Here is an 18,921-nt window from a genome sequence, read left to right on the forward strand (position 1 = left end):
AGCGGCTTCGCCTCGAACGGGCCGAACTTCGAGAAGTCGACCTTCGGCCACGGCAGCAGGTTCAGCTCGCCGCCGCCTGCCGGCGCGGCCGCTGCGGCCGGCGCTGCGCGCTGGCCCGTCATCGCGCCCTTCACGAAGCCCGAGACGTCTTCCTTCGTAATGCGGCCCTTCGGACCCGAGCCCTGCACGCGTGCGACTTCGACGCCGAGTTCGCGCGCGAACTTGCGCACCGACGGCGACGCGCGGCTGGCGCGATACTCGCCCGACGACGCTGCGGCCGGTGCGGCGGCAGCCGGAGCGGGTGCGGGCGCAGCCGTCGCCGGTGCCGCAGCCGCAGCCGCAGCCGGTGCCGGTGCCGGTGCCGGCGCCGCTGCGCTTGCCTGCGGCGCGGCGGCAGCCGGTGCGCCGGCGGCGTCGAGCAGCACGATCAGCGTGCCTTCCGACACCGAATCGCCCATCTTGACCTTGATGTCCTTCACGACGCCGGCGACCGGGCTCGGCACGTCCATCGTCGCCTTGTCCGACTCGAGCGTGACGAGCGACTGCTCCTTCTCGACCGTGTCGCCGACCTTCACGCCGATCTCGATCACCGGCACATTCCTGTAATCGCCGATATCCGGCACGTTGATTTCAATCACATCCACCTCAGGTATCTCCCCATGCCATCGCGGCACCGCACGGTGCGCGCCGAACGCACCCATCTAGTATTCGATGTCGCCAGAGCCCATCAACATGCTCGTCAGCCCGGACCCTGCCGGGATCATCGGCCATACGTTTTCGGTTCCGTCGATCTGAAAGTCCATGAAAACGGTGCGATCCTTCATCGCCAACGCTTCGCGCAGCACCGGTTCGACGTCGCCAGGCTTGTCGATCCGGAAGCCGACGTGCCCGTAAGCACGGGCGAGCGCGACGAAGTCGGGCAGCGCATCCATGTACGAATGCGAAAACCGGTCGCGATAATGCACATGCTGCAACTGCCTGACCATCCCGAGATAGCCGTTGTTCAGCGAAACGACCTTGACCCCGAGGTCATACTGCTTGCAGGTCGACAGTTCCTGGATGCACATCTGAATCGAACCGTCGCCCGTGACCGTCACGACGTCCGACTCGGGAAACGCCCGCTTCACGCCCATCGCGTAGGGCAGCCCGACGCCCATCGTTCCGAGGCCGCCCGAGTTGATCCAGCGCCGCGGCTTGTCGAACGCATACAACTGAGCCGCCCACATCTGGTGCTGGCCGACATCCGAGCAGATGTACGCGTCGCCGCCCGTCACCTCCCAGAGCGTCTGGATGACCGATTGCGGCTTGATCACGACGTCGTCGTCCTTGAACGCCAGGCAACGCCGGGCCCGCCATGTTTCGATCTGCCTCCACCACCGGGTTCGGTCGGTCGTGTCGGCCGTCATGTCTTCCAGCGCGGACAGCATGGCCTGCACGGCGGCCTTGACGTCGGCGACGATCGGTACATCGACGGCCACCCGCTTCCCGATGGTCGCCGGATCGATGTCGACGTGAATGACCGTTCGTCCGACCGACAGGAAATCTTCCGGATTCCCGATGACGCGATCGTCGAATCGCGCACCGAATGCGATCAGCACGTCGCAGTGCTGCATCGCCATATTCGCTTCGTAGGTCCCATGCATGCCCGGCATGCCGAGGCATCGCGAGTCGGTGCCCGGAAAGGCGCCGAGCGCCATCAGCGTGTTGGTCACCGGTGCGTCGAGACGCTTCGTGAGCCGCGCGATTTCGTCGCTCGCGCCCGACGCGATCGCACCTCCGCCGACAAACAGACACGGCCGCTGCGCGCGCGCGAGCAGGTCCGCCGCCCGGCGAATCTGGCCCGCATGCGCGTCCTTGGGTGAACGGTAGGAACGCAGCGACACGGATTCCGGGTAAACGAATTCGGCGCTTGCCTGCAGAACGTCCTTCGGAATATCGACGACCACCGGGCCGGGCCGCCCCGTGCTCGCGATATGAAATGCCTTCTTCAATGTCACCGCGAGGTGCACCACGTCGAGCACGAGGAAGTTGTGCTTGACGATGGATCGCGTAATCCCGACGGTATCGCACTCCTGAAACGCATCCGATCCGATCGACGCCGTCGGCACGTTGCCGGTGATGACGACCATCGGGATCGAATCGAAATACGCGGTCGCGATACCGGTCACCGCATTCGTCACGCCCGGCCCCGATGTCACCAGCGCGACCCCGACCCTCCCCGTCGCACGCGCAAAGCCATCGGCCGCATGAACCGCTGCCTGTTCATGCCGAACCAGCAGGTGGGCGATATCCGCACTTTCCTGAAGCGCGTCGTAGAGCGGCAGGACCGCGCCGCCGGGATAGCCCCAGACCGTGTCGACGCCCTCTCGTCGCAGCGCCGACACCACCATCCGGGCGCCCGACAGTATCGTCGCGCGGCCCGCGTCTGCTGCATCGGCCCTTGCGACCTGCCGGAGCTCCGATTCCGCATGATTCACATCACTCTCCCCATCTCGCCAAACATCCGTCAAACCACATCCCCCCCCGCAGGCGACCCGTCGATCCTGCCTTCATCGGCCGGAGGACGGCATCGACCGTCGTACGGTTATCGCAGCCAGGGCTCAACGCGATTGCTGTTCGTTCTGCCGTATTTTTCGATCGCATCCCGCAACACGGATTTTTCGACCGTCCCGTCATCCACCAATGCCTTCAGCGCGGCCAGCACGATGGCGACGCGATCCACCTCGAAGAACTCGCGAAGCGCCGCGCGGGTATCGCTTCGGCCGAATCCGTCGGTTCCGAGCGTGACGTATCGGCGCGGCACGAACGCCCTGATCAGTTCGGGTACCGCGCGGACGTAGTCGGTTGCCGCGATCACCGGGCCGCGCGTTGCACGCAGGGATTCGGTGACGTAAGGCACGGCCGGCTCGTCATCGTCGAACAGCCGCGCGCCACGCTCCGCGGCCGACCCGTTGCGATGCAGTTCGGTGAAACTCGTCACGCTCCAGATCGCCGCCTCGATACGCCAGTCGTCCTTCAACATGCCCGCGGCCGCCATCACCTCGCCGAGAATGGCGCCGGATCCGAGCAGCTGGACCTGTGCCGTATCCTGCGTCGCCGGATCCAGCGCATACATGCCGTTCAGCACGCCATCCCTTACACGCTCCGCATCGGCCAACGACGGCTGCGCGTAGTTCTCGTTCGTGACCGTCAGGTAGTAGAAGACGTCGCGTTGTTGCCCGATCATCTGCCGCATCCCTTCGTCGACGATAATCGCGATCTCGTACGCAAAGGCGGGATCGTAGGCACGGCAATTCGGCACGGTCGATGCCGCGAGCAGGCTCGTGCCGTCCTGATGCTGCAGCCCCTCGCCGCCAAGCGTCGTCTTCCCCGCGGTCGCGCCGATCAGGAAGCCGCGCGCACGCTGGTCGGCGGCGGCCCAGATCAGATCGCCGATTCGCTGGAAGCCGAACATCGAGTAGTAGATGTAGAACGGCAGCATCTGCAGATCGTGGACCGAGTACGCCGTCGCCGCGGCGATCCACGACGAAATCGCGCCCGCCTCGGAGATGCCCTCCTCCAGAATCTGCCCGCGCGTGTCTTCGCGGTAGTACAGCATCGACCCCATGTCCTCGGGTTCGTACAACTGCCCGAGCGGCGAATAAATGCCGACCTGACGGAACATGTTCGCCATCCCGAAGGTACGCGCCTCGTCCGCCACGATCGGCACGACACGCGGCCCGAGCGCGGCATCCTTCAGCAGCGCCGTCAGCATCCGGACGATCGCCATCGTCGTCGACATTTCCTTGCCGTCCGCGTCGAGCGCGAATTGCCCCCACGACGACAGCGCCGGCACCTGCACCGCGGCGGACGCGACCTGACGCCGTCGCGGCACATAGCCGCCGAGCGCGGACCGGCGCTCATGCAGGTAGCGCATTTCCGGGCTCGACGCCTCCGGCTTGTAGAAACGGAGCTGCTCGACGTCTTCATCGCTCAGCGGGAGACGAAAGCGATCGCGGAACGCGATCAACTGCTCCACGTCGAGTTTTTTCTGCTGGTGCGTCGTCATGCGGCCCTGGCCGATCGCGCCCATGCCGAAGCCCTTCATCGTCTTGGCGAGAATGACCGTAGGCTGCCCCTTGTGTTTCAGCGCGCGATCGTAGGCCGCATGAAGCTTGCGGGTGTCGTGACCGCCGCGCCGCAGACGCTCGATCTCTTCGTTGCTCAGATGGGACGCAAGCGCGGCCAGCTCGGCGTTCTGCCCGAAGAAGTGCTCGCGGTTGTACGCGCCGTCGTTCGCCGAGAACGTCTGAAACTGCCCGTCGACGGTATGTGCAAACGCACGAAGCAGCGCGCCGGTTCGGTCGCGCGCGAACAGGGCATCCCAGTCCGATCCCCACACCACCTTGATGACATTCCAGCCGGCGCCGACGAACTGCGCTTCGAGTTCGTCGATGATCCTGCCGTTACTGCGCACGGGGCCATCGAGCCGCTGCAGGTTGCAGTTGATCACGAACACGAGGTTATCCAGTTTCTCGCGCGCAGCCAGAGACAATGCGCTCAGGGATTCCGGCTCGTCCATCTCGCCGTCCCCGAAGAAGCCCCAGACGGTTCGGCCCTCCGTCTGCAGCAGCCCCCTGTTTTGCAGGTAGCGCATGAAGCGCGCCTGATAGATGGCATTGATCGGACCAATGCCCATCGAGCCGGTCGGGAACTGCCAGAAGTCCGGCATCAACCAGGGATGCGGATACGAACACAGGCCAGGCCCGGCAATCTCGCGCCGGTAATGCGTCAGGTGTTCATCGTCCAGGAAGCCTTCGAGGAAGGCGCGTGCATAGACACCCGGCGACGAATGCGGCTGGAAATAGACCAGATCGTCGCCCGGCCCCGTACCGCCGTCTGCCGCCCCGCCGCGAAAGAAGTGATTGAAGCCGACTTCGAACAAGTCGGATGCCGACGCATAGCTCGCGATGTGCCCGCCGAGTTCGCCGTACGCACGATTCGCACGCACGACCATCGCAAGCGCATTCCAGCGCAGCACGGCGGAAAGCCGCTCTTCCAGTTCGAGGTTGCCGGGATAGCGCGGCTGTTGGTCGAGCGCTATCGTGTTCTCGTACGGCGTCACGTTGCTGCGCTGCGCGGCGAGCCCGCTCTTGCGTGCATGCTCGGCAACCCGATCGAGCAGGAACTGCGCCCTGTCCTGCCCGACCGATGCGACGACCGCATCGAGCGCTTCCAGCCATTCCGCCGTTTCAACCGGGTCCGCGTCGACGTTCGCCGTATCGGCGTGCTTTGCCGCGTCGATGCCACTCGATAAGTTTGTCATTGCAAGTCTCCCGCACGCCGCCCATCGACGCGCATCAATCTGTTCATGCTACCGGTCGAGGTGCAGAATATGTTTCTGAACTGCTTGTAATTTCGACGCGGACCAGTGTAAATATTCCGGATACAGACACGCTTCCAGACGATTCCTTCCATGAGTTCCCACACCAAACGGCTCGACCGAATTGACATCGGCATCCTCAACGAATTGCAGCAGAACGCGAAGATCACGAATGCGGAGCTGGCGCGCACGGTCAACCTTTCGCCGACGCCCTGCTTCAATCGCGTGCGTGCGCTTGAAAAGCTGGGCCTCTTCAAGCAGCAAGTGACGCTGCTCGACCCCGAGCCACTCGGCCTCAGCATCAACGTGTTCATTCAGGTCAGTCTCGAAAAGCAGGTCGAGCACGCCCTGCAACGTTTCGAAAAGGCGATCTCCGAGCAGCCCGAGGTCATGGAGTGCTATCTGATGTCCGGCGACGCGGATTACCTGCTGCGCGTGGTGATGCCCGACATGCGTGCGCTGGAGCGCTTCATCATCGAAAGGCTCACGACGATTCCCGGTGTGTCGAACATCCGCTCCAGCTTCGCGTTGAAGCAGGTGCGCTACAAGACTGCTCTCCCGCTGCCGACACAGGGGCTCACGCTCGTCGACGCAAGCAAGACGGCCGACTGGGATTGAGCGTCGTACCGTGGCGGCTCGGCGCCATCACGGTATTCGTCACGCCCGGACGGCGGAACATCGCCCGCCGCCGCTTCCCCGCAGGCGCACGAACATCCTGCGCCTGCCGACCGTGCACCCCGTCGCGATCACTCGCGATCACGACGGGCATACCTCCTGCAGTTCGCGTCCCGTCCGGTCAGAAGCGGTGACGAAGCCCGATCTGAACCAGTTCCTGCGTACTGGTACCCGCATAGCCGAACGAGCCGATCGATGCCTGTGCCGGCTGCAGAACGCGCTGGCCGGCCGAGTTGTACGTGGCCTGCGTCCCGCTCGCATGCTGATACGAGCCGATCAGATAGACGTCCGTCCGCTTTGACAGCGCGTAATCCGTGCCCAGGCCGACCTGGTGATAGATCGCGGACGTATCGCCGCTTGCACGCATGTAGGTATAGCCCGCACTCAGTCGCCACGCCGGATTGACCCAATACGTGACATAGCCGCTGCCGACGTTGTAAGTCTCGTTCGACTGGAACGCGGAGAAAGCGTCATGCTTGTATTGCGCGTTGCTGTATGACGCGCCGAGCACGAACGGCCCGGCCGTGTACTGCGCCGCCGCGCGGAAGATCGCGATCGAATGGGCGGTCGTGTAGCCGTTGTTGATCGGGCCGTCGAAGATCGAGTCGCTCGACGACGTCACGCCCCAGTTCGACGCTTTCGTCGCGGTTCGCCCCGCGCTCGGATTGTTCGTATGGAAGTAGCCGGCGGCGGCGGCCAACGGGCCGCTCTTGTAGCTCACTGCCCCGCCCCATGCCTGCCCCTGCCCGGTCGCGCCCGCGTTATTCCCGAATGCGTACAACGCTTCGAACTGCAGCCCGGCGTAAACCGGCGACAGGTACTTGACCGCGTTCGACACCCGCAGGCTGTTGTCGTAATTGTCGACGTCGCCGGGTGTGCCGGCCGTCGACGCGATATACGCGTCGGCGGTCAGCCCCTGTACGGTGTCAACCACCGGATCGTATTGCCGGCCCAGCCTGATCGTGCCGAACCGGTCGCTCGAAAGCCCGACGAACGCCTGGCGCCCGAATTCCCGCCCGCCCTGATTCAACGCGCCGTTCGCGGAATTGAACCCGTTCTCGAGCACGAACACGGCCTTGAGGCCGCTTCCCAGATCCTCTTGGCCTCGCACGCCCCATCGGTTGCCCGACATGGTTCCCTGCTTCATGCCGACGAAATTGTCGCGGCCGCTTTGGTGATTGACGTAGATGACGCCCGTATCGATCACACCGTAAAGCGTAACGGTGCTTTGCGCGCTGGCCATGCCGGACAGCGCGAGTGCAGAAATGGCGACAGCGGATTTCGTGTACATGAAGATCTCCTGAAATAGTTAATCGATTTATTGGTTTTTACTTCCACGTCATCTGTATGATTCGCACTACGAACCTATACGCGTGTATCCCTGTGCATGATCGACGCTTCCGACGTCCGGATGCGCCTGCGGGTCATGCATTGCCGCGCACCTGATTTCCTGCCGGCCTGCCGCGCACGCCGCCACGGACGGCGTGCGCCTCGTTCCGTCAGCGCTCGAGGATATTCAATGCGCCGTCGGTCGACATCAGCGATTCGACACCGTCCTTGCGGACCACGATCATGTCTTCGACCTGCAGGCCCCAGCTGCCGAGCTCGTAATACGGTGTCTCGACGCACATCGTCATCCCCTCCTCGATGACGACCGTGCTCGACGGCGTCAGGTTCGGCACGTCGTAGCCATCGATGCCGATGCCATGCCCGACGTGACTGCGCTTGTAGTGCGGAATCCCTTCGCGCTGAACCGCCTTGACCGCGGCATCGAACACGTCGGACGTCTTCACGCCCGGACGGATCATGTCGAGCGCCGTGAGAACGCCGACATGCAGCGCGCGATGGTATCGACGAATCCGCTCCGTGGGCTCGCCGAGCACGGCAATGCGCGAAATGTCCGCGCGGTAATGACGGTAGCGGCCCCCCACGTCGAAGCGGATCACGTCGCCGTGCTCGAGCTTCCGGTCGCCCGGCTCGACGTTCGGCATCGCGGAGCGCGGGCCGGAGCCGATACACCCCAGCACCGGGTAGCCGCCTTCCCGTGCCGTGCGTTCATGAAACGCCAGCCCGAGTTCGCGTTCGCTGACACCCGGCCTGGCAATTTCCAGTGCGGATGCGATCGATTGCTCCGCGATATGTGCAGCACGCCGCAGGCGATTGACTTCCTCCGGCGTCTTGACCGCGCGGACCGTACGGAAAATTTCGAGTGCCGGCTTGACCTTCGCGTTCGGCAGGCGGGCCTGGATCTCCTCGAAGTTGCCGGGCATGAGGCCCAGCTCGTCGAGCCCGATCACGCCGCCACTCAGGCCGCAGTCGTCGATGGCCGCGCACAGCGCGTTGATCGCCGTTCCGTGGTCCGGCAGGTTGTACAGTTCGAGCTGACGCTGGTCGAGCGCATTCAGCGTCACGCCGCTCGCCTGCTCGACCGAGAAGAACCCGTAGCGGTACACCTTCGAGATCCAGACGTCCTCCTGGTCGGCCAGCTGGTCGAGCAGGCTGGTCGTCGCGATGATCGCGGGCTCGCCGCGACCGGGCGCCGGAATGAGCACATACGATTGCGGACCGCGACGGATCCATTGGGAGAGTGCCCAGTATCCGCTCGAGTACGTCACGTTTTCCGGCAAGGTGGCGACAATGGCGTCCAGCCCATTGCGCGCCATCATTTCATTGAGCCTTTCGAGATTCAGCAACATATCTGCAACGTCCTATGTTCGAGGAAAAAATTCGCCCCGGCGCCGCCAGGCGCACGCTGCCGAGGCACCGCATATGCATACCGTCGATACCGTCGCGACGCGGCGTTCCAGCCAATGGATGTCATGCCGCGCGCGAACCGTGCCACCCGGCTATTGCTGGATCCACGCATTCCAGCGTTCGAGCAGCCGGTCGCGGTTTGCATTGATCCACGCGACGTTCGGGCTGATGAGCCTCGAACGGAGCGCGTCCGTGACAGGAAGGCCCTTCTGCGTGTCGGGCGACATCAGCTTCATCGCGTCGGTACTGACCGGAACACAGCCGAGGTTCTCGCAATGCTTGGCCTGGGCTGCCGGCGACGCGGCGAAGAACGCCAGCAGTTTTTCGGCAGCGGCCTTGTGCGGCGCGCCCTTCGGAATCATGGCGCGGTCGGAGATCATGATCGCGCCGTCGAACGACGACTTGATATTCCGGCCTTCCTTCTGGAGCACGCTCGCGCGCGTCTTCCAGATCATGCCGGCGACGTACTGGCCGCTTCGGTATCCCTGAATGCTTTGGTCGCCGGTCTTCCACCACATCGACACCTGCGGCCGGATCTCGTCGAGCTTGCGCAGCGCCCGATCGACATCGAGCGGAAACAGCTGATTCGACGCCACGCCGTCGGCCATCAACGCAACCGCCATCACGCGCCACGGATCGTTGAAATCGGGCAATGCACGGCCGCCCGGAAAGCGCTTCGTGTCCCAGAACGCCTTCCAGTTCGTCGGGCCGCCCGTGGGAAACTGATCGCCGTTGTACGCGAGATAGGTCACGCCGTAGTCGAGGTCAAGGCCGGCCGAATCGCACGCACCGGACAGCAGGCCTTTCCCCGCGAATTTCTGGCAGAAGCCGCTCATGTCTTCCGTGATGGCCTTCACGGGGTCCGCGTGCGCTTCGATATCGCCGAGAATCACCACGTCCCAGTTCACCGAGCGCGATTGCGCCATCGCGCGCAATCGCGCGATCTGCTCCTGCGCGGTCGCGGTCACGACGTTGACGGGGATGCCCGTCGCTTTCGTGAATGGCTCGAAGAGGCTGGTACGCAGGCTTTGCTGGTACGAGCCCCCCTCCAGCGCGACCGTTACGGATTCCTCGGCACGGCTCGCCACCGAACAACAGAAGGCGAAACCGCCAATGGACAGCAGGCCCACAAGTTTCTTGATCGATTTCACGTCAGTCTCCTAGATCTGGTTTTTGCTCGAGTTTCCACGGGTCCGTCTTTCCAGCATGCGGATGCCCGTCATCAGCACCAGCGACAGCCCGATCGTCATCGTCGCGACCGCCGCGATGATCGGCGTGAGGTTGTAGTCGATGTCCTCGAAGAACTTCCGCGTAATGGTCTTCCCGCCGGTATCGGACAGGAAGAACGCCACGGTCGCCTCGTCGAACGACGCGAGGAAGGCAAACACCGCGCCGGCCGCGATGCCGGGCGCGATATCGGGCAACACGACCGAAAAGAAGGCCGTCAGCCGCGTTGCGCCGCAATTCAGCGCCGCGCGCTCCAGCACCGGATCGAAGCTCTTCAATGCCGCGGACACGGTGACGACGACGTACGGCACCGCGAGCACCGTGTGCGCGATCAGGAAGCCGCCGAAATTCCCGATCAACCCGAAAGGCGCGAAGAACAGGTACAGCGCGATCGCGATGACGATGTGCGGCACGATCAGCGGACTCAGCGCGACGGCCTGTACCGCCGCCTTGCCCGGAAACGCGCCGCGAACCAGCGCGATCGAGGCCATGGTGCCGATGACCGTGGCGGAAATCGTCGTCGCGAAAGCGATCTTGAGGCTGAACCAGGTTGCCGACATCCAGTCGACATCGCTGAAATACCGCGCATACCATTTCAGCGACAGCACGTGCGGCGGAAACTGGATATACGCCGCGTCGCCGAACGACATCGTCACGATGATCAGGATCGGCCCGATGAGGAACAGCAGCACGAGAAGTGCCACGCCCACAAGCGCCATCTTCCCGACCGACAACGGAAAGCCGATCCGGCCGACCGTTGGCGAAGACAAACCGATGGAAGGAGTTTTCATATTACAAACGCCCCGAGAGCGACATGAAGCGCCGGAAGACCACCGTCACCGCGACGGTCGCCGACAGCAGGAGTGTGGAAAGCGCTGCCGCGAACGGCCAGTTGAACGTCTGCGTGACCTGCTGGCCGATCAGCGTGGCGATCAGCAGCGTGCTCGGCCCGCCGACCAGGGCCGGCGTCACGTAGAAACCCAGCGCCAGGACAAAGACGATCAGCGATCCTGCATAAACGCCCGGCATGCTGAGCGGCAGCGTCACGGTGGAAAAGGTCCGCACCGAGCTGGCGCCCAGGTTTGCGGAGGCCCGCGACAGATCCACGGGTATCGCCTTCAACGCGCCATACACCGGCAATATCATGTACGGCAGAAGGACATGCACCATCGCCATGACGACGGCCCCCTGGTTGTAGATCAGCTTGAGCGGGCTATCGATCGCGCCGGCACCGATCAGGACGTCGTTCACGATGCCGTTGCGCTGAAGCAGCACGATCCACGCGTACGACCGCACCAGCACGCTCGTCCACATCGGGATGAGAATGCACACGGTCATGAGGAACGCGGTCCTGCCCTTGACGCGCGTCAGCAGCCATGCGACGGGATAGCCGAGCACGCACGTGATGCCCGCGACCGCGAGCGCAATCGCGAACGTCCTCGCAAACACGCGCACATAGAGTGCCGACGCGACGTGCTCGTAATGCTCGAAGGTCAGGCCCGGGGAAAACAGGCTCGTCAGAAGCAGCTTCCCGACCGGATAGACGAACGCGATGGTCAGCAGCACCAGGAATGGCGACAGGAGCAACAGTGAAGGCAGCGCGCCGTAGCTGTCGCCGGACCGGGTGGCCGATGTTCTTGTCGACGTGCTCATCTCAGCCTCCGCGGAACACGTGCAGCGCCGACGGCTCGAACGTGATGTCAACGGCCTGGCGCTCGTCGATATCGCCGTCGGCGGATTCGCCGGACTGCGTCTGCACATGCAACACCGTCCCGTCCGCGAGACGCACGACGTACCACTGGAACGCGCCGACATACGCGCGGGCCTCGACGACGCCGCCAATGCTGCTCCCGAGGTGCTGATGCGCCCGCCCGATTCTCAACCGCTCGGGCCGAATCGCCAGATCCAGCGTGTCACCCGCGGCCGCGGAGATGCCGCCACGCACCTGATGCCGCGGCAACCGGATCAATACGTCGCCGACTACCCGCACGGTTACGCTCTCGTCGTCGATCGCCACGCATCGGGACGGAATGAAGTTCATTTTCCCGATGAAGTCCGCGACGAAAGGCGTCGCCGGGCGCTCGTAGAGGTCGAACGCGGTTCCCACCTGCTGAATGCGCCCGTTGCCCATGACGGCGATCCGGTCGGACATGGTCAGCGCTTCTTCCTGGTCATGCGTCACGTAGACGACCGTCACGCCGAGCCTTTGCTGCAGCTGCTTGATCTCGATCTGCATGCGCTCGCGCATTTTCTTGTCGAGCGCGCTCAGCGGTTCGTCCATCAGCAACACCGGCGGCTCGAAAACCAGTGCTCGCGCAACGGCGACGCGCTGCTGCTGCCCGCCGGACAACTGATTCGGCATGCGATCGCCGAATCCGTTGAGCTGCACCATCGACAACGCCCGCTCGACCCGCTCCGGAATCTCGGCCTTCGGCACCTTGCGCATCCTGAGCGGATAGGCGATGTTCTGATGCACGGTCATGTGCGGGAACAACGCATAGCGCTGAAACACCATGCCGATGTTTCGCTTGTTCGGCGCCATCCGCGTGATATCGGTCGCGCCGAGCGTCAGCCGCCCCTCGCTCGGCAGCTCGAACCCCGCCAGCATCATCAGCAGCGTGGTCTTGCCCGAACCGGACGGCCCCAGAAGCGACAGGAACTCCCCGGCGCGAATGTCCAGGTCGATGCCGCTGACGGCTGTCGTCGCCCCGTATTGCTTCGCGAGATGCTCGATCCGGATCGGCGCGCCATCGATCGCAACGCCCACTCTGGATGGCCGCGAGACGTCCCTCGCAGTGCCTGCCCGGCCGGCCTGTGCCGGATCGAAAACGGCCAGCGCGGCCGTGGGATGCTTGGTGTTCATGCTGGTACCCGAAAAGTGGCGGCGTCGACGGCAACCGGATCACGGTAGCCTGCACTGGTGCCGATCAGTACGACCCTGTCGGTCCCGGCCAGATGCCCTTGCGCCAACAGGTGAGGAATGGCCGCATAGGGCGCGGCCGCACAGAGCTCCAGGTAGATGCCTGACCGTTGCGCCAGGTCGTGCTGCGCGGCGTCCGCCAGTTCGTCGGCTATGACGAGTGCGGTTCCACCGGTATCGACGACGGCGCGCAACGACTGGTCCGTCGCCGTCGTGCCGGCAATCGACGCCTGCCGCGTCGATCCGGGAAACTGGTCGGTGATGACGGCCTCGTGCCGAAGCACTTTCGAGATGCGCGGGAAAGGCTCGACAGCAACAAGCTTAGGCAACGGATGATTCCATTGCCCACGTTGCGCAAGCGTTGCGAAGCCCGCCGCGATTCCCCAGATGATGTCGCCTCGGGCGGTGGGCACGATCACCGCGTCCAGACCTTCCCTGCATTCGGCGGCCAGCTCGAACGCGACCGTCTTGTACCCCTCGACGCCCCATGCGCAACTCCCGACCGGCGGCAGCAGATAGTTCGTGAGCGGAAACCATCCCTCGTGCTTCACCGCCTCTTCCATCACTCGCCAGCGATCCAGGCTGTTCTCGGCGACGACGACATCCGCCCCGTAGGTTGCAAGCGCGCGACGAACGGGTTTGGGCAGGCTCGCCGTCACGATTACCCGCGATGCGAGACCGGCCTTGGCTGCGTAGCAGGCCATCGAGATACCCGCATTGCCCGAGCTCGCGCAGATGATGCCGCTGGCGCCCACCTCCACGGCGCGCGCCACCGCCAGCGGGCTCATGCGGTCCTTGTGGCTGCCGGTCGGGTTCATCCATTCGGCCTTGATCCACAGCCGGCCCAGGTCGGTCGATTCAAGCTCGATGAGCGGTGTGCCGCCCTCGCCCAGAGACGGCCACTCGAGATACGGGAGATAGGCCGCCCATCCCGACATGTCGCCGCCGCTCGGCAACGGCGCGCCGACGTCCTGCTTCTGCTTCGCATAGACCGCTGCCACGCTGGTCGGTCTCCCCGCCGCGCGGCCCTCGGGACAGCCGCCGGGATAATCCCCGACCGGCAGCACCGCGCCGCCGGCCAACGACTGGAAACCCACCAGGTCAGGGTTTTGCCGATACACATTGGACATCAAAACGTCTCCTCCAGATTTCGCTTTCGTATCCCTCGTGCCTTGTGGCGCCGAGGGTGTGCTCCCAGGCCTCCATTCCCTCACAGCCATGCTATGCTGTCCAATGCATACAAAATTGAGTTCCATGCCTTGAGGTAATGTCTATGGAAGCGAGGCAGATCGAAGCGTTTCGCGCGGCGGCCATCCATGGCGGTTTCACCCGTGGAGCGGAAGCGCTGGGCATCACGCAACCGGCGCTGACCCGATCGATCGCCCGGCTGGAGGCCGGCATCGGGTTTCCGTTGTTCGAGCGCGGTCATGGGCCGGCGCGCCTCACGCCGGAAGGGGCGGCGTTCCTTCAGGAAGTCGAACGACGATTCGTCGCGGTCGACCAGTTGCGCCGTATCGCGCAGGACATCCGCAATTTCGGAACCGGCAGGTTGCGCATCACCTGCATGCAAGTCTTTGCGAACGGGGTGATTCCCGGTGCACTGCAGCGTTTCCGGCAGTCCTTCCCCGAGGTGACGATATCGCTCCAGGTGCGGCCATCCGCGACGGTCTACGAATGGGTCACCGGCGGCCGTTGCGATATCGGGATCGCGGGCCCCAAGAGCGGGTTTCTCGGCGTCGAGGAAGAGCCGTTCATGGCGTTGGCCGGTGTCGTGGCGGTCCCCTCCGGCCACCGGTTCGCGCGATTGAAGCGCCCGATCGTGCCGGCCGACCTGGACGGCGAACCGTTCCTTGCGCTGGCGCTGGAGGACGGCACCCGCCACGTGATCGACCAGATCTTTGCCGATTCACACGTTCATCCCGCCATCCAGGTCGAGACGCAATATGCCGAAACGCTTTGTGCGCTGGTCGCGAAGGGACTCGGGGTCGCGATCGTCAATCCCGTGCTCGCGGCGGAGGTCGCGCACCTGCCGATCGTCTTGAAGCGTTTCGAACCGCGCGTGCGGTTCGAAAGCCGCCTTTTGTGGTCTGCGTCTCATCCTCGTACGAGAATCGCCGAGGCATTTGTCGCATGCATGCGCGAAGAGGTCATGAGCAGCCTTCGTGCGCTGCCCTATGCCGACGAATTGACATGAATCCGCCGGCGCGACGGATCATCCTGAACCGCACTTGTCACGGTCCGCGGCACGCGCCGATCCGGGCTTCGGCGACAGCGCGCCCGTGCCGGCACATTGATCCGGTAACGGATCAGGCGCGACGCGTGATGGCGTCGCCGGGGCCCACCGGCCGCCCCGGCAATCCCGGCGATCGAACGGACCCGTCGCCCGTTCGGTCACCGGTCGCACACACGCCCCGCGTCACGGACAGTTGCCGATGACGTAGTAGCCGGCCGATGTCTGCGCCAGCGTGTTCGAGTAAAAGATATTGTCCAGCCCCATGCTCTGGTTCGATCCGTTCGCGTAGGCCGTGCCGCCGGAATCATGCGCACGGCCGGCCTGCACATGGGCATAGTTCGTCGCCGTCGTCTCGGTACACGCGAAGCTCGATTGAGTCGTCGCCGACACTGCGGACGATTGAGCGCTCTCCCCCGCGCTCGGATCGATTTCGGTCACGGTATAGGAATAGGTCGTCCCCGCAATCAACCCCGAATCGGTGTAGCTTGCGGATGCGGAAGAGCCGACCTTGCTGCCATTGCGATAGACGTTGTAACTTGTTGCATTGGCAACGGCATTCCACGAAAGCGCAACGCTCGTCTGTGTCGTGCCCGCCACCGCGAGGCCGGTCGGCGCGGAGCCTGACGGCGCCGGCCCCGACACCGCGCGAAGATTATTCTTGACCCAATAGTCCATCAGGAATACCGGATAATTGATGTGGGTGGCATCCACGTAGTTCTTGTTGTTGCCGCCGGATCCGGCCGGCCACGCATGCGACATGCCGGAAACCGAGATTTCGTGGGTCCGGACCTTGCCGCTGCTGTCGGAATACGGCGTGTTCGTTCCGCCTCCCGGAATCGTCACTTTCGCGCCCTGGGTAAAGGTGCCGCCGTAGATGATCCGGAAAGCCGCCGTGTCGAGCGGGCCGTAGGCCTGAGCGACCGTGTAATCCGATGTCCCCCAGACCGCCCCGGCAATCTGCGTCGAAAACTTGCCCGCGTTGGATCCCGCCCACGCCTTGCACTGGTTCGCCGCCGTCGTCGCCGTATAGCCACTCGGCACGTAGCTGATCTGTGCGGTGGTCGTTCCCGGCGGCGGCCCGGCATTGATCCCGATCCCGGCGAACACATCCGGTGCGATGCAACCCAGCACCATCGTCATGCCGCCCCCGGAAGACAGGCCCGCGACATACACCTGATTGGGATCGATCGCGTACTGCGAGTTCGATACGAAGCGGTTCACCAGATCCAGCAGCACGCCGACATGCCCGGCACTGCGGCTCGGGGAGGTGTTCGCATAATCCCAGCAGTGATTGCTGTACACGTTGCCGGTCGCGTTCGGCGCCAGGATGATCGCACCGTACTGATCTGCAATCGCCTTCCAGTTGAAACCGGCCGCACTGCTGTTGCTGATCACGTCGCCGGACGCGGTCTGCAGGCAACCGTGCAGTACCAGTATCAGCGCGCGCTGACCGTTGGGCGTCGTGGGCTGGCTCGCGGGCCAATAGTAATAGCCGGTCAGGTTGCCGCCATTCACGGAATCCGCGGCCCAGGTCTGCTGCCCACTCCAGGTTCCGGGGCCGGGTGTGACCGCGGCCAACGCGGAAGTCGTCGCCAGCGCGACGAGGAAACCGACAAACCATCGCCATTGGTGTCGTGAAAGCAATTGCATGACGTCTCCTTGACTTGTATGGATGCTGCTTACGAGGCAAGCGCCGCGGACGTGGTGGACTATCCCGTCTCGATCAGCCGACCGGTTCGGTGGAGCGGATCGACACTTCACCAACCGCGTCGAGAACCAGACGGACGAACCGCCGCCCCCGGCGCCGATCGAACTACAAGCAGCATCCATGCCCGTTACCGACACGGCATGGCACGACCATAGCCAGGCAACCATCGGCGCCGCGCGCCTCTCGACGCGCAATCGCCGCTTCACCGCGCTTTCCCGCCATTGCGATCCTGAATCAACAATGAGGAATCCACACTTTATTTGCGGAAATGCGCCCGCACCGGCGATAAAGCGGGATTCGTAGGGGGAATTCCCACTCCCGCGCGAATCCACAAGTTGAGACACTGCTCGCCTTCGTCTCCCATCCGAGACGGTTCGCGGCAAGCAGGACCGGGCGGCACTGTCACACAACAAGGAGAAAATCCGAATGGCAACCGAGGTCGACACCATCCTGGGCGACTACAGCTATGTGTGGGGACGCGCAATGCGTTCGCTCTTCGAAACCTTCAACAATTCCAGCGAAGGCACGCTGATCGTCGACCGACAGGCCAGAATCGTCTGGATCAACGAGAAGTATGCGGCTCACTTCGGCTTTGCCGATCCCAAGATCGCGATCGGTCTCGATTGCGAGGCCGTCATCCCCAACAGCCTCATGCGAGAGGTCGTCGAAACCGGAAAGCCCATCCTGCTGGACATACTCGAAACCGAGCACGAACCTTTCGTCGTGACGAGATTGCCGCTGAAGGACGACAGCGGCGCCATCATCGGTGCCATCGGCTTTGCCCTCTTTGGAGAATTGAAGGCACTCACACCGCTGTTCAGCCAGTATTCGCGCTTGCAAGCAGAGCTCATCGCGACGCGACATGCGCTTGCACAGACTCGGCGGGCTCGATACGGCCTGTCGAATTTCGTCGGCACGAGCCCCGCCAGCATGGAAGTGAAGCGTCTCGCGCGGCGCGCCGCGCAGGTCGATTCCCCCGTGCTTCTGCTCGGTGAAACCGGTACCGGCAAGGAACTGATCGCACATGGGATACACGCCGCATCGGCGCGTGCTGACAAGCCGTTCGTCGCCGTCAATGTCGCGGCGATTCCCGATTCGCTGCTCGAGGTCGAACTGTTCGGCGCAGCCGCGGGCGCCTATACCGGCGCCGACCGCAAAGGCCGGATCGGCAAGTTCGAACTGGCGCACGGCGGCACGCTTTTCCTCGATGAAATCGGCGACATGCCGCTGTCGCTGCAGAGCAAGCTCCTGCGCGTGCTGCAGGAAAAGGAGTTTGAGCCGCTGGGCACGAATCGCATCGTCGTGAGCAATGCGAGAATCATTGCGGCAACCTCGGTCGCCCTTGCCGAACTCGTCGCCGCTCGCCGTTTTCGCGCCGACCTCTACTACCGGCTCAACGTGCTCACCATTCACACGCCGCCGCTGCGAAAGCGCACGCACGATATCGCCGCGCTGTCCGACATGATCCTCGATGAACTGGCAACCCACCACCATATCGATCGCCCGGTGCTCGGCGAAGACGCGCTGCAACGACTGCGCGAGCATGCGTGGCCGGGAAATGTGCGCGAATTGCGCAACACGCTCGAGCGGGCAGTGATGTTTTCCGATCGCCCGTGCATCACCGCGAACGTGCTGGCTCCGTTCGTCGGCGACGACATCGACGCGACGCTTGCCGATCCCGAATTTGTCCGAGATCCGGCCGCGGCGCATGAAATGGACATCGACGGAGCAAGCTACGAGGACGCGATGCGGAGGTTCGAAAAGCGTTTTCTCGGCGCCGCGCTGCGATCCGAAGACGGATGCGTATCGAAGGCGGCGGCACGGATCGGCATCGGACGCGCGACCCTCTACAAGAAAATGGCCGTGCTCGGGCTTTGACATCGGCAGGTGTCAGCCGTCTTTCGCGCCTACTTCGGGCGCCGACCGGGCCATCCACGGCGAAGCGGCGGACACACGTCGGATGCCCCGCGCGGCGGCATGTGCGTGCGCCATTCGTCTCCATTCATGGACACGATGTCTCCGATCCGGGACGCTCTCGTCCC

14 protein-coding genes are annotated in these 18,921 nt (G+C 64.0%); 3 read left to right on the forward strand and 11 right to left on the reverse strand.

The annotated features are described in order from the left end of the window. The 3 genes from DIE21_RS14275 to mdeB all read right to left on the reverse strand — a co-directional run. The coding region (locus DIE21_RS14275) for a biotin/lipoyl-containing protein (protein ID WP_260432482.1) at positions 1-644 on the reverse strand (644 nt) is incomplete at its 3' end. A gap of 57 nt (positions 645-701) precedes the next feature. Then, the gene (ilvB, locus tag DIE21_RS14280) at positions 702-2,390 is read right to left on the reverse strand and encodes a biosynthetic-type acetolactate synthase large subunit (protein ID WP_124498417.1); all 1,689 of its coding nucleotides are present in this window, start codon (positions 2,388-2,390) and stop codon (positions 702-704) included. 194 nt (positions 2,391-2,584) lie between these two features. Beyond that, positions 2,585-5,305 carry an alpha-ketoglutarate dehydrogenase gene (mdeB, locus tag DIE21_RS14285; RefSeq protein ID WP_124498308.1) on the reverse strand — a complete coding sequence of 907 codons (2,721 nt, stop codon included), beginning with the start codon at positions 5,303-5,305 and terminating at the stop codon, positions 2,585-2,587. Between the two features lie 150 nt (positions 5,306-5,455). Here mdeB and DIE21_RS14290 point away from each other — a divergent pair, with 150 nt between their 5' ends. Continuing rightward, positions 5,456-5,980 carry an Lrp/AsnC family transcriptional regulator gene (locus DIE21_RS14290; RefSeq protein ID WP_124498309.1) on the forward strand — a complete coding sequence of 175 codons (525 nt, stop codon included), beginning with the start codon at positions 5,456-5,458 and terminating at the stop codon, positions 5,978-5,980. Between the two features lie 178 nt (positions 5,981-6,158). Here the strand turns inward: DIE21_RS14290 and DIE21_RS14295 are convergent, their stop codons facing one another. The 7 genes from DIE21_RS14295 to DIE21_RS14325 all read right to left on the reverse strand — a co-directional run bounded on the left by DIE21_RS14295 (position 6,159) and on the right by DIE21_RS14325 (position 14,068). Then, positions 6,159-7,328 carry a porin gene (locus tag DIE21_RS14295; protein ID WP_124498310.1) on the reverse strand — a complete coding sequence of 390 codons (1,170 nt, stop codon included), beginning with the start codon at positions 7,326-7,328 and terminating at the stop codon, positions 6,159-6,161. A gap of 208 nt (positions 7,329-7,536) precedes the next feature. Further along, positions 7,537-8,733, reverse strand: a complete 1,197-nt coding sequence (locus DIE21_RS14300) for a Xaa-Pro peptidase family protein (RefSeq protein ID WP_124498311.1) — start codon at positions 8,731-8,733, stop codon at positions 7,537-7,539. 150 nt (positions 8,734-8,883) lie between these two features. Beyond that, positions 8,884-9,942: an ABC transporter substrate-binding protein gene (locus DIE21_RS14305; RefSeq protein WP_124498312.1), complete on the reverse strand. Its 1,059-nt coding sequence runs from the start codon at positions 9,940-9,942 to the stop codon at positions 8,884-8,886. A gap of 9 nt (positions 9,943-9,951) precedes the next feature. Beyond that, the gene (locus DIE21_RS14310) at positions 9,952-10,809 is read right to left on the reverse strand and encodes an ABC transporter permease (protein ID WP_221622376.1); all 858 of its coding nucleotides are present in this window, start codon (positions 10,807-10,809) and stop codon (positions 9,952-9,954) included. A 1-nt stretch (position 10,810) separates the two neighbouring features. Then, complete coding sequence (locus DIE21_RS14315) at positions 10,811-11,671, reverse strand: ABC transporter permease (protein ID WP_124498313.1); 861 nt, start codon at positions 11,669-11,671, stop codon at positions 10,811-10,813. A 1-nt stretch (position 11,672) separates the two neighbouring features. Next, a complete protein-coding gene (locus tag DIE21_RS14320; RefSeq protein ID WP_185642768.1) occupies positions 11,673-12,881 on the reverse strand; it encodes an ABC transporter ATP-binding protein in 1,209 nt (402 codons plus the stop codon). Next, positions 12,878-14,068, reverse strand: a complete 1,191-nt coding sequence (locus DIE21_RS14325; protein WP_185640777.1) for a pyridoxal-phosphate dependent enzyme — start codon at positions 14,066-14,068, stop codon at positions 12,878-12,880. The genes DIE21_RS14320 and DIE21_RS14325 overlap by 4 nt, the downstream gene beginning before the upstream one ends. 143 nt (positions 14,069-14,211) lie before the next feature. Here DIE21_RS14325 and DIE21_RS14330 point away from each other — a divergent pair, with 143 nt between their 5' ends. Further along, a complete protein-coding gene (locus tag DIE21_RS14330; protein ID WP_185642769.1) occupies positions 14,212-15,132 on the forward strand; it encodes a LysR substrate-binding domain-containing protein in 921 nt (306 codons plus the stop codon). 222 nt (positions 15,133-15,354) lie between these two features. Here DIE21_RS14330 and DIE21_RS14335 read toward each other — a convergent pair whose 3' ends face one another. Next, positions 15,355-16,821, reverse strand: coding sequence for a PHB depolymerase family esterase (locus DIE21_RS14335; protein WP_260432484.1), 1,467 nt, complete (start codon positions 16,819-16,821; stop codon positions 15,355-15,357). Positions 16,822-17,305: 484 nt separating this feature from the next. Here DIE21_RS14335 and DIE21_RS14340 point away from each other — a divergent pair, with 484 nt between their 5' ends. After that, a complete protein-coding gene (locus DIE21_RS14340) occupies positions 17,306-18,757 on the forward strand; it encodes a sigma-54-dependent Fis family transcriptional regulator (RefSeq protein WP_124498316.1) in 1,452 nt (483 codons plus the stop codon). Positions 18,758-18,921: the final 164 nt, after the last annotated feature.

Origin of the sequence: Burkholderia sp. Bp9140, assembly GCF_003853425.1 — a bacterium.
GTDB lineage: Bacteria > Pseudomonadota > Gammaproteobacteria > Burkholderiales > Burkholderiaceae > Burkholderia.

What these genes read in the sequence shown, in the direction of transcription:
- DIE21_RS14325 (WP_185640777.1), bottom strand. Translation starts at nt 14,068, where the DNA reads ATGTCCAATGTGTATCGGCAAAACCCTGACCTGGTGGGTTTCCAGTCG.
- ilvB (WP_124498417.1), bottom strand. Translation starts at nt 2,390, where the DNA reads ATGGTGGTGTCGGCGCTGCGACGAGAGGGCGTCGACACGGTCTGGGGC.
- DIE21_RS14310 (WP_221622376.1), bottom strand. Translation starts at nt 10,809, where the DNA reads ATGAAAACTCCTTCCATCGGTTTGTCTTCGCCAACGGTCGGCCGGATC.
- DIE21_RS14330 (WP_185642769.1), top strand. Translation starts at nt 14,212, where the DNA reads ATGGAAGCGAGGCAGATCGAAGCGTTTCGCGCGGCGGCCATCCATGGC.
- DIE21_RS14300 (WP_124498311.1), bottom strand. Translation starts at nt 8,733, where the DNA reads ATGTTGCTGAATCTCGAAAGGCTCAATGAAATGATGGCGCGCAATGGG.
- DIE21_RS14295 (WP_124498310.1), bottom strand. Translation starts at nt 7,328, where the DNA reads ATGTACACGAAATCCGCTGTCGCCATTTCTGCACTCGCGCTGTCCGGC.
- DIE21_RS14335 (WP_260432484.1), bottom strand. Translation starts at nt 16,821, where the DNA reads ATGCAATTGCTTTCACGACACCAATGGCGATGGTTTGTCGGTTTCCTC.
- DIE21_RS14340 (WP_124498316.1), top strand. Translation starts at nt 17,306, where the DNA reads ATGGCAACCGAGGTCGACACCATCCTGGGCGACTACAGCTATGTGTGG.
- mdeB (WP_124498308.1), bottom strand. Translation starts at nt 5,305, where the DNA reads ATGACAAACTTATCGAGTGGCATCGACGCGGCAAAGCACGCCGATACG.
- DIE21_RS14290 (WP_124498309.1), top strand. Translation starts at nt 5,456, where the DNA reads ATGAGTTCCCACACCAAACGGCTCGACCGAATTGACATCGGCATCCTC.
- DIE21_RS14320 (WP_185642768.1), bottom strand. Translation starts at nt 12,881, where the DNA reads ATGAACACCAAGCATCCCACGGCCGCGCTGGCCGTTTTCGATCCGGCA.
- DIE21_RS14315 (WP_124498313.1), bottom strand. Translation starts at nt 11,671, where the DNA reads ATGAGCACGTCGACAAGAACATCGGCCACCCGGTCCGGCGACAGCTAC.